This window comes from Streptomyces turgidiscabies Car8, from assembly GCF_000331005.1.
Taxonomy (GTDB): domain Bacteria; phylum Actinomycetota; class Actinomycetes; order Streptomycetales; family Streptomycetaceae; genus Streptomyces; species Streptomyces turgidiscabies.
Window position 1 is genome coordinate 48,068 of sequence record NZ_AEJB01000481.1, and the last position, 10,802, is coordinate 58,869.

A 10,802-nucleotide genomic window follows, 5' to 3' on the forward strand; every position below is an offset into this window, starting at 1 on the left:
CCGGCGAGCGCCGGACGTACGCGGACTCACCCCCGTGAGGGGCGCGGGGAACTGCGCGACCAGCCCCAGCGGACCCGCAGCGCCCACACCCACCCAAGCCACGGCAGCCTCACGCCCCCACCGACACCCACGCCCCCGACTCCACCGACCGACTCATCGCATCCAACGCGGCAGCGCTCCGCACCGCATCCTCCAACGTCGCCCCGTACGACCTCCCCTCAGCCACCGACCGCACAAACCGGTGCGCCTCGATCACCTTCAGATCGTCGTACCCCATCGCGTTCGCCGCCCCCGGCTGAAACGCCCCGAACTCCCCGTCGCCCGGCCCGACGAACACCGTACTGACCGGCTGGTCCTGGTACGACGTACCGGTGCTCACGCCCAGCTCGTTCATCCGGCGGAAGTCCCAGAACACCGCGCCCTTCGTACCGTGCACCTCGAAGCCGTAGTTGTTCTGCTCGCCGACCGACACCCGGCACGCCTCCAGGACACCCCGGGCGCCGGAGGCGAACCGCAGCAGGCAGGAGACGTAGTCCTCGTTCTCCACCGGACCGCGCTCACCGCCCGCCGCAAGCGTGTGCCCGGCCGTGGCGCCCGTCGGACGGGACCGCTCGGGCACGAAGACGGCCGTGTCGGCGGTGAGCGCGGCGATGTCGCCGAGCAGGAAACGGGCCAGGTCCGCGCCGTGCGACGCGAGGTCGCCCAGCACTCCGCTGCCGCCGCGCTGCCGCTCGTACCGCCAGGTCAGGGCGCCGTCCGGGTGGGCGGCGTAGTCAGAGAAGAGGCGGACGCGGACATGCGTGACCGTGCCGATGTCGCCGGCCGCGATGAGCTGCCGGGCGCGCTCCACGGCAGGCGCGTTGCGGTAGTTGAAGCCGACCGCGCCCTGGACGCCGGCCTCGGCGACCGCGTCGGCGACCGCGCCCGCGTCGGCCGCCGACAGGCCGACCGGCTTCTCGATCCAGATGTGCTTGCCCGCCTCGGCCATCGCGACGCCGATCTCCCGGTGCAGGAAGTTGGGCGCGGTGATGCTCACGGCCTGTACCCGAGGGTCCTTGGCGATGTCACGCCAGTCCCGGGTGGTCGAGGCGAACCCGAACTGCGCGGCGGCCTCCTCGGCCCGGCCCGGCACCTCCTCGGCGACCATGACCAGTTCGGGCCGCAGGCCCAGTTGGGGGAAGTGGTGCGCCAGACGGACGTACGCCTGCGTGTGCACCCGTCCCATCCAGCCGAACCCCACGACGGCGACACCGAGCGTACTTGCCATGACAGCCCCTCTTTGGACCGGTCCAGAACATTTACCGCTCACCCTCGGTGCCGACAACCGCCGCTGTCAAGCCTCGCAGGATGTCGGCCGGAGCCTTTGACAGGCTCCAGCGGGCTGTGGAACGGTCCAACCATGAGACCGCCGACCATCCGAGACGTCGCCGAACGAGCCGGGGTGTCGAAATCCCTGGTCTCGCTCGTGCTGCGCGGTTCCGACCAGGTGCGGTCCGAGAAGCGGGAGGCCGTCCTGCTCGCCGTACGCGAACTGGGTTACCGGCCGAACGCCGCCGCGCGCAGCCTCAGCGAGCAGCGCACCCGGACCGTCGGTGTCCTCCTCAACGACCTGCGCAACCCCTGGTTCGTCGACCTGCTCGACGGCCTGGGCTCCCTCCTCCACGACAACGGCCTGCACATGCTGCTCGCCGACGCCCGCCTCAACCGGCGCAGTGGCCAGGACCTCACCGGCCCCTTCCGTGACCTCGGCGTCGACGGCCTGGTCGTCGTCGGCACCCTGCCCGACCCGGCGGTCCTGGGCACCCTCGCCGAGCGTGTCCCGGTCGTCGTCGCGGGCGCCCGCGAGCCGGCGCTGCCCGGCGTCGACGTGGTCGCCAACGACGACGAACACGGCGCCCGGATCGCCACCGAGTACCTCCTCGGGCTCGGGCACCGCCGGATCGCCCACATCGCCGGGTACGGCGCCGTCGGTGAGCTGCGCCGGCGCGGCTTCGAGGCGACGATGCGCGCGCACGGCTTTGCGGACAGCGCCCTCGTCGAGGCCGGCGACCTGACCGAGGAAGGCGGCTACCGGAGCGCTGTCCGACTGCTCGGCTACCCCGCCGACCGGCCCACCGCCGTCTTCGCCGTCAACGACATGACCGCCGTCGGCGCGATCTCCGCCGCCGAGGAACTGGGGATGGGCGTCCCTCGCGACCTGTCCGTCATCGGCTACGACAACACGAACATCTCCCGGCTGCGCCACGTCTGGCTCACCACCGTGGACAGCGCCAGCCACGAGGTCGGCCGCCGCGCCGCCCGCTGCCTCCTCGACCGGCTCGACGCGCCCCGCGCCCCCGGCAGCGTCCACCTGTCCGCCCCGGCACTGGAGATCCGGGGGACGACGGCGAAACCCTCCGGCAACCCGTAGACCCTCTCAGGCCCCGTACTCGCGCAGCTTCCGGTACAGCGTGGCGCGCGCGATACCCAGGGCCGTCGCCGTGCGGGCCTTGTTGCCGCCGTTGCGGCGCAGCGTCTCCAGGATCGCGGTCCGCTCGGCGTGCTCCATCGGGCTGAGCGGGCGCACGGCCGGCCCTTCCCGTACCGGGTCCGGGAGTTCGGCCCGCCCGACCGGCCCCGACGCCCGCCGGTTGTCCGCCAACGTTCTCACCAGGTGGGCGAGTTCGGTGACATTCCCCGGCCACGGATACCGCTCCAGCGCCCGCAGCGCGTCCAGCGTCCAGGTGAGCGGCGGTGTGCCGTCGGCCGGCCTCGGCGCCAGGGCCGGGAGCAACTCGCGGATGTCCTCCGGGCGTTCACGCAACGCGGGCAGGACGACCGAGCGGGCGGCCAGCGTGTCCAGGAGCCGCTGGAAGCACGGTCCCGGGGGAGTGCCGGGCGTGTACGTGACCAGCAGATGGACGTCCGGACGCTCGTCGAGGAGCCCGTTCAGCGCGGCCACGTCCGACTGGGCGAGACGCTCGGCATGCCGGAGCAGAATCGACCGGTCACCTGTCAACTCGCAGCCTCCCAGCCCGAGTTCCGGTTCCTCGGCGGCGTCCAGGACCAGCGGCTCGGCGTCGCCCAGCAGTTCGCGGGCCAGCGCGGTCTTGCCCGATCCACGCTCCCCGGTCAGCAGGAGCGGTTCGCTGCCGCCCGCCAACTCCACGGCCCGGCCCACCGCGTGGAGCCACGGCACCGAACTCCCTGCCAGCCGCCCCGCCGCCGGCCGAGGCACCGCCCGTACAGCCGGCCGTGTCACCGCCATCTCCGTGTCCGCCTCCAGCACGGCGACGATCCCGACCACCCGCCCGCCGCCCCGCTCCCGCACCGGACGGAACTCAGCGCTGCAGCCCGCCCCTTCGGGCAGTTCGATGTCGTACGACGAGACGGGCGCCGACGACTGCAACAGCGCCCGAGCGGCCCGCTCCAGCGACTCCAGCACCTGCGGCGACACCAGCCGCACGGCCGCCTCGCTGACCAGCCGGCCGCGCCCGTCCAGCGCCACCACCGCGCGCTCCCGCCCGCCACCGCTGCCGCCTCCGTGCTCCCCTTCCGGGACGCGCGCCGCACGCGCGTAGGCGTCGACGAGGGCCCGCTCGGCCGAGCGGGAACCGGCCAGCAACTCCGCCTCCACCGCTGCCGCAGCCGCCTCCGCGAGGGCGGCGCCGGGATGCGGACCCGGGCCGGCGCACAGTTCGGAGGCGACCGTGATCGTGCCGAGGGGCCGGCCGGACTCCGGGGCGAACACCGGCACGCTGACCGCCGACACGTCCTGCCACACGTCGAGGAAGTGCTCGGGGCCGTGCACCTCGGCGCGCCGCCGGAGACGCAGGGCGAGCGCCGCACTGTTGTGTCCGACCTCCCGCTCGGCCAGATCGCGGCGCAACCCGACCCCGGGCGCGCCACCTTCCGCCCACAGCACCCGCAGCCGTTCGTCGGTGAGCAGCAGCGCCGTCCCGACGCCCAGAGCCGGGGCGAGCCGTTCGAGGACCGGCCGGGCCGCCGCCAGCAGGGCCGACCCGAAGGCCCGGCCGTCGAAGGAGCCGGCCTGACGCACGTCGTGCCGTACACCGAGGAAACGGGCGCGCCGCCAGGCGGCGACCGTCTCGTCGGGGACGTCGTCGGGCAGCGGGCGCCCGCTCAGGAACCGCTGGCGTGCCCGACTGAGCAGGAGGAGGGCGGGAGATTCTTCGGCTGTGGTCATGGCTCCACTCACCGTATCGGGCGGGGTTCGGAGACCACCGTGGTGGTGCGGTGAGATTTTGGGAAGTACCGGGTGTCTCGTATTGAGACACCCACGCACGGCTCTGCCGCTCCACGATCATGGTTGGCCGCCCGGCTGTTCCCGGACGGGGCCTGTCCACCGTTTGGAGTGCTTGCCGTGCATACCGTTGTCGACACCGACGTCCTGATCGTGGGCAGCGGCCCGGCCGGGGCGTCGGCCGCCCTCGCGCTGAGCACCTACGGCGTACCCAACATCGTCGTCACCCGGTACGCGAGCCTCGCCGACACGCCCCGCGCGCACATCACCAACCAGCGCACGATGGAGGTCCTGCGCGACCTCGGCGTCGAGCAGGACGTGGTCGCCAGGGCGACACCCCAGCACCTGATGGGCAACACCACGTTCTGCACCAGCCTGGCCGGCGAGGAGTTGGGACGGGTCCGCTCCTGGGGCAACGACCCGCTGGTCCAGGCCGCGCACGAACTGGCCAGCCCCACCCGGATGTGCGACATGCCGCAGCATCTGATGGAACCGGTCCTGGTCGACGCCGCCGTCGCACGCGGCACCCAACTCCGCTTCCAGACCGAGTACCTGACACACACTCAGGACGAGTCCGGCGTCACGGCCACCGTCCGCGACCGGCTGCGCGGCGACACGTACGAGATCCGCGCCCGCTATCTGATCGGCGCCGACGGCGGCCGGTCCAAGGTCGCCGAGGACGCCGGACTACCCATGGGCGGTCAGATGGGCGTCGCCGGCAGCATCAACATCGTCTTCGACGCGGACCTCACTCGGTACACGGCCCACCGCCCCTCCACCCTCTACTGGGTCCTCGCCCCCGGCGCCACCGTCGGCGGTATCGGCGCGGGCCTCGTCCGCAACGTCCGCCCCTGGAACGAGTGGATGATCGTCTGGGGCTACGACGTGACCGCAGGCGCCCCCGACCTCACCACCGAGTACGCCGAGGGAATCGTCCGCAGGCTCGTCGGCGACGACGACATCCCCGTGACGATCAAGTCGTCCTCGGCCTGGACGGTCAACGAGATGTACGCCGAGACCTACGCCAACGGGCGCGTCCTGTGCGCCGGCGACGCCGTCCACCGGCACCCGCCGTCCAACGGGCTCGGCTCGAACACCTCCATCCAGGACGCCTACAACCTGGCCTGGAAGCTGAAGCTGGTCCTCGACGGCGTCGCCGCCCCCTCGCTGCTCGACAGCTACACCGCCGAACGGGCCCCCGTGGGCAGGCAGATCGTCACCCGCGCCAACAAGTCCATCGCCGAGACCGCCCCGATCTTCGCGGCGCTCGACGGGCTCTCCCCGCAGACCCCGGAGGAGCTGTGGGCCAACATCGCCGCCCGCAAGGACGCCACCGAGGCCGCCGCAGGGCAGCGCGCCCGGCTGCGCGAGGCGATCGCCGCCAAGGTGTACGAGTTCAACGCCCACGGAGTCGACCTCAACCAGCGTTACGAGTCCGCCGCGATCGTCCCCGACGGCACCCCCGACCCCGGCTTCGCCCGCGACCCAGAGCTGTACCACCGGCCCACCACCCGCCCCGGTGCCCGGCTACCGCACGCCTGGCTCACCTCCGGCACCCGCACGCTGTCCACCCTCGACACCGTGGGCCGGGGCCGCTTCACCCTCCTCACCGGCATCGGCGGCGACGCCTGGGTGCGCGCGGCGAAGGCACAGCCCCTGGACATCGCCACGGTCGTCGTCGGCCCCGGCCAGGAGTACGAGGACCCCTACGGCGACTGGGCCGGCCTCAGCGAGGTGTCCGACGCGGGCGTGCTCCTCGTACGCCCGGACGGGTTCGTCGCGTTCCGACACGCCGAAGCCGCCGAGAACGCCGAACAGTTGCTGACGGACGCGCTGCGGCAGATCCTCGGACATGCCTGACGGGACAGGTGACAGGACAGGACGGACGGGACGAGGAGCGCGGCATGACCACTGAACCCAGCCCACATGACGGCGGTGAGGACGCCAAATTCACCACAGCCGTCACCGAAGCGGTCGTCGACAGCATGAGCGGGACCGCCGACCCCCGCCTGCGCGAGCTGCTCACCGCCCTCACCCGCCACCTCCACGCCTTCGTGCGGGAGACCGAGCCGACCATGGAGGAGTGGGAGCGGGCCGTCGGCTTCCTGACGGCGACCGGGCAGACCTGCACCGACACCCGGCAGGAGTTCATCCTCCTGTCGGACGTCCTCGGCGTCTCGATGCTGGTGGAGACCCTCAACGGCCACGGGGACCCGGGCGCCACCGAGTCGACCGTCCTCGGGCCCTTCCATATGACGGAGTCGCCGGTACGTGAACTGGGCGCCGACATCGACCTGGTGGGCTCCGGCGAGCCGTGCGTGGTCAGCGGGCGGGTGGTCGACCGGGACGGAACTCCGTTGCCCGGAGCGGTACTTGACGTCTGGCAGGCCGACGCCGAGGGCTACTACGACGTCCAGCAGCCGGACGTCCAGCCGCCGGGCAACGGCCGCGGGCTCTTCACCGCGGACGCGGAGGGCCGCTTCTGGTTCCGCACCTGTGTGCCGAGCCCGTACCCCATCCCGACGGACGGCCCGGTCGGCGCACTGCTCCACGCCACCGGCCGACACCCCTACCGCCCCGCCCACATCCACTTCATCGCCACCGCCGAGGGCCACGAGCCCGTCACCACCCACATCTTCGTCGCGGGCAGCGAATACCTCGACTCGGACGCCGTGTTCGCGGTGAAGGAGAGCCTGGTCCAGGACTTCACCGAGACCGACGACCCGTCCCTGGCAGGGGAGTTCGGCGTACCGAACCCCTTCCGCCACGCACGCTTCGACCTCGTACTGGAAAAGCTGGAGAAGTCGGAGAACAAGTCGTGACCGGAGGCTTGGACTTCGTCTACGAGGCCCAGCCGATGCGGGTCGTGCTGCGGACCGGGGCCGCCGTGACCGCGACGGCCGGCGAGGCCGAACGGCTCGGTCTGCGAAGGCTGTTGGTGGTATGCGGCGGACGCGGAAGGGACACCGCGCAGGCGGTCGCCGACTCGCTCGGACCGGCCCTGGCGGGTCTGCACGCCGAGGCGCGGATGCACGTGCCCGTCGAAGTCGCCGACCGGGCCGTCGAGGTGGCGCTCGCGGCGGGCGCCGACGGCTGTGTGGCGGTCGGCGGCGGCTCCGCGATCGGCCTGGGAAAGGCGATCGCGCTGCGCACCGGGCTGCCGCTGATCGCCGTACCCTCCACCTACTCCGGCTCGGAGATGACCCCCGTCTGGGGCCTGACCGAGCAGGGCGTGAAAAACACCGGCCGCGACCCGTCGGTCCTCCCGCGCAGCGTGGTGTACGACCCCGAGCTGACCCTCTCCCTGCCGGTCCCGCTCTCGGTCACCAGTGGCATCAACGCCATCGCCCACGCCGTCGAGGCCCTCTACGCCCCCGACGCCTCACCCCTCGTCTCCCTGATGGCGCGGGAGGGCGTACGGGCGATGGCCGAGGCCCTCCCTGCCGTGGCCGCCGACCCGGCGTCCCTCGACGCGCGCGGCCGGGCCCTGTACGGGGCGTGGCTGTGCGGCTCCTGCCTCGGCGCCACCACCATGGGCCTGCACCACAAGCTGTGCCATGTCCTCGGCGGTACCTTCGGCCTGCCGCACGCCGAGACCCACACGGTCGTCCTGCCGCACGCCCTGGCCTACAACGCGCCCGCCGCACCCGACGCGGCCGGTGCCGTCGCCCGCGCGCTGGGCGGCGCGGCCGACGCCCCAACCGCCCTGTGGGAGCTGGCCGGACGCCTCGGCGCCCCGCGCTCCCTCGCCGAACTGGGCCTCACCGAGGCCGATGTGGCGGTGGCGGCGGCCCAGGTCGCCGGGCAGCGGCCGTACGCCAACCCGCGCGAGGTCACGCCCGAGGGCGTGCTCGGTCTGCTGCGGGCGGCGTACCGGGGCGCGGCGCCCGGCACGGCGGACTGAGGCCCCGGTACCTCAACCGCCCCCTGTCCTTCGGGGCAAAGACCCTCATGGCAAAGAGAAGAACGACAGAAAGGCAACCCCGATGGCCCTCGCACTGCTCAGACGCCTGCGGTCCAAAGGCGCCCCCGACCGCGAGGGCCTCTCACTCTCCCTGCCGTCCGGCGCGGGCGCCCTCGGCTGCGAGGTCCTCGACCCGCTGGGCCAGCCCATGGGCGGCGCCGATGTGACGGTGAGCGCGACCGACGCCCACCAGGTGATGGCACGCGGTACGACGGACCCGTACGGCTACTTCCTCGCCGTGCTGCCCGCGGGCCGCTACAGCCTGATGGTGATGGCCGAGGGGCTGACGCCATTGCGTGAGACGGTCGACCTCGTCGACGGGGTGATGCTCCCGACGCGGCGTGTCCAGCTGGAGCCGGCCCGGCCGCTGGACCTCCCGGTTTCCGGCACCTGGCTCTTCGATCCGCCGCACACGGCGATCCGGTTCATCGCCAAGCATGTCGGAATGGGCCATGTGCACGGCCGCTTCGAGCGGTTCGAGGGCGGCATCCAGGTGGCGCAGTCGATGGCCGAGTCCCGCGTGCAGGTCCGTATCGACGCGTCGAGCATCACCACCGGAAACCGGACCCGCGACGACCACCTGCGGTCGGCGGACTTCCTGGACGTCGAGCGCTATCCGTACATCGACTTCGTGAGCTCGCGCTTCTCCTACCGGGCCGGTGCGAAGTGGTCGGTGCAGGGCTCGCTGTCGATGCACGGGGTGAGCCGCTCGATGTCGCTGGACACGACCTACCTGGGGTCCGTCAACGGCGGCTACGGCGAGGAGTTGCGCTGCGCCGCCCATGCCCGCGCGGAGCTGCACCGGGAGGACTACACGCTCAACTGGCGTTCCATGCTGGCCAGGGGCATCGCGGTGGTCGGGCCGACCGTCCAACTGGAGCTGGACATACAGGCGATGTACCGGACGCACGACACACCGACGCCCCCGGAGTAGCCGGCACGTCCGCCGTCCGCCGTGCGCGCTCGAACCTTTCCTTCCGAGTGACCGATCCGTGATATGGGCATGCCAATCTGACCGAACCGCCGTACCCGCGCGGCATCGATCAGGAGGCACCCGTGAAGAGACCTGTGCGCACCCGCAGAGCCTCGCTCGTCCTCGGCAGCGCGGTCGCGCTGGTCATCGCCTTTCCCGGCACCGCCCTCGCCGCCCCGCCCGGAGCCCTCCCGGCCAACGCGGACGGCACCGAGCAGACGTACCAGCCGGCGTACGACTACGACACGGACGGCTGTTACTCCACTCCCGCCATCGGCCCCACGGGCACGCTCAACGGCGGCCTCAAGCCGACCGGCTCCCTCAACGGGCAGTGCAGGGACGCCTTCGACCTCGACAACACCAACGGCTACTCCCGCTACAAGTGCAACAACGGCTGGTGCGCGATCATCTACGGCCTCTACTTCGAGAAGGACCAGGCACTCGCGGGCAGCAGCATCGGCGGGCACCGGCACGACTGGGAGCACGTGGTGGTGTGGGTGCGCGACGGCGTGGCTGAGTACGTCTCGACCTCCGCCCACGGCGGCTTCAGCATCCACACCCGGGACCAGGTCCGCTGGGACGGCACGCACCCCAAGATCGTCTACCACAAGGACGGCATCAGAACGCACTGCTTCCGCCTCGCGGGCACCAACGACGAGCCGCCGGAGAACCACAAGGGAACCTGGCAGTTCCCGGCGCTGGTCGGCTGGAACGGCTATCCGTCAGGCATCCGCGACAAGCTGACCTCCGCCGACTGGGGCAGCGCCAACTTCGGCCTCAAGGACGGCAACTTCGCCTCCCACCTGGCGGCGGCCATGCCGGCGGGCATCGCGTTCGACCCGAACGCCTGACACCTGCCCGTTACTCGCAGCCGACGCCGTCGCCGTCCCGGTCGAGATGCCGTCCGTAGCCGGGATCACCGACACGCACCGGGGCGGCGCCGGCGGCGCGGGCGGCCGCGCAGTTCTGGTAGTACACGCTGTCGTCGCCGGACCCGGAGTCGTCGTCCGATCCTGTGCCCGAGCCGGTGTCGGCGCCGACGGCCGGCTCGGCCGTCACCGTCCTGGTCGCCCGCACGGTGACGGTAGGGGCGGGTTCGGGCGTGGCCGTCACGGTGGCCGTGGTCGTGACCGTGGCGGTCGCCGTCGCCGTGACGGTCGCCGTGGGCGTCGGGGCGGCGGCCACCGGGTCCTTGCCGTCCCCCTGACCGCTTCCACCGATGCCGATGCCGAGGAGGAACACGAGCCCGAGGGCGGGCAGCACGAATCTCTTACGAGCCCATCCCGGACCCTGACGGTCCGGCGTCGGCCCCGGTATCGGAGCCGGTGGCACGTTCCCGGAAGTGTTGTACGGGTTGCTCATGATCGTCCCCCTGCTGCGTTTCGGGTGGGACGACGGTAGTGCGGCGGATGGGATGGTAAGAGGCCTTTGATGTCTCGGTGACCGTTCCGTAACCGCTCGGAGGCAGGGCGGGTGTGCGGTAGGGTTTGTCTGTGCGATCACGCGGGGCAACCGCGGGTCGACGCACCGGGACGTGGCGCAGCTTGGTAGCGCACTTGACTGGGGGTCAAGGGGTCGCAGGTTCAAATCCTGTCGTCCCGACTTTTCGAAGTCGTGGATCA

At 72.0% G+C, this 10,802-nt stretch carries 9 protein-coding genes and 1 tRNA gene; 7 read left to right on the forward strand and 3 right to left on the reverse strand.

Going from position 1 to position 10,802, the window contains the following annotated elements:
* Positions 1-109: 109 nt before the first annotated feature.
* Positions 110-1,267, reverse strand: a complete 1,158-nt coding sequence (locus STRTUCAR8_RS34810; protein ID WP_006380921.1) for a Gfo/Idh/MocA family protein — start codon at positions 1,265-1,267, stop codon at positions 110-112.
* Positions 1,268-1,399: 132 nt separating this feature from the next.
* Between STRTUCAR8_RS34810 and STRTUCAR8_RS34815 the strand changes: the two genes are divergently transcribed.
* The gene (locus STRTUCAR8_RS34815) at positions 1,400-2,410 is read left to right on the forward strand and encodes a LacI family DNA-binding transcriptional regulator (protein ID WP_006380927.1); all 1,011 of its coding nucleotides are present in this window, start codon (positions 1,400-1,402) and stop codon (positions 2,408-2,410) included.
* A gap of 6 nt (positions 2,411-2,416) precedes the next feature.
* Here the strand turns inward: STRTUCAR8_RS34815 and STRTUCAR8_RS34820 are convergent, their stop codons facing one another.
* Positions 2,417-4,186: a helix-turn-helix domain-containing protein gene (locus tag STRTUCAR8_RS34820; RefSeq protein ID WP_006380931.1), complete on the reverse strand. Its 1,770-nt coding sequence runs from the start codon at positions 4,184-4,186 to the stop codon at positions 2,417-2,419.
* A 177-nt stretch (positions 4,187-4,363) separates the two neighbouring features.
* Between STRTUCAR8_RS34820 and STRTUCAR8_RS34825 the strand changes: the two genes are divergently transcribed.
* The 5 genes from STRTUCAR8_RS34825 to STRTUCAR8_RS34845 all read left to right on the forward strand — a co-directional run bounded on the left by STRTUCAR8_RS34825 (position 4,364) and on the right by STRTUCAR8_RS34845 (position 10,031).
* Positions 4,364-6,103 carry an FAD-dependent oxidoreductase gene (locus STRTUCAR8_RS34825; RefSeq protein WP_044473417.1) on the forward strand — a complete coding sequence of 580 codons (1,740 nt, stop codon included), beginning with the start codon at positions 4,364-4,366 and terminating at the stop codon, positions 6,101-6,103.
* Between the two features lie 44 nt (positions 6,104-6,147).
* Positions 6,148-7,065 carry an intradiol ring-cleavage dioxygenase gene (locus STRTUCAR8_RS34830; protein WP_006380935.1) on the forward strand — a complete coding sequence of 306 codons (918 nt, stop codon included), beginning with the start codon at positions 6,148-6,150 and terminating at the stop codon, positions 7,063-7,065.
* Positions 7,062-8,147, forward strand: coding sequence for a maleylacetate reductase (locus tag STRTUCAR8_RS34835; RefSeq protein WP_179200548.1), 1,086 nt, complete (start codon positions 7,062-7,064; stop codon positions 8,145-8,147). The genes STRTUCAR8_RS34830 and STRTUCAR8_RS34835 overlap by 4 nt, the downstream gene beginning before the upstream one ends.
* Before the next feature lie 82 nt (positions 8,148-8,229).
* On the forward strand, positions 8,230-9,141 hold the full coding sequence (locus STRTUCAR8_RS34840) for a YceI family protein (RefSeq protein WP_006380923.1): 912 nt from the start codon (positions 8,230-8,232) through the stop codon (positions 9,139-9,141).
* Positions 9,142-9,263: 122 nt separating this feature from the next.
* Positions 9,264-10,031: an NPP1 family protein gene (locus STRTUCAR8_RS34845; RefSeq protein WP_006380930.1), complete on the forward strand. Its 768-nt coding sequence runs from the start codon at positions 9,264-9,266 to the stop codon at positions 10,029-10,031.
* A 10-nt stretch (positions 10,032-10,041) separates the two neighbouring features.
* On the opposite strand, the gene STRTUCAR8_RS34850 is transcribed toward STRTUCAR8_RS34845, so the two are convergent.
* Complete coding sequence (locus STRTUCAR8_RS34850; RefSeq protein WP_006380910.1) at positions 10,042-10,443, reverse strand: excalibur calcium-binding domain-containing protein; 402 nt, start codon at positions 10,441-10,443, stop codon at positions 10,042-10,044.
* Positions 10,444-10,708: 265 nt separating this feature from the next.
* On the opposite strand from STRTUCAR8_RS34850, the gene STRTUCAR8_RS34855 reads away from it, so the two are divergent.
* Positions 10,709-10,782 (forward strand) — tRNA-Pro (locus tag STRTUCAR8_RS34855).
* The last annotated feature ends 20 nt before the right edge of the window (positions 10,783-10,802 follow it).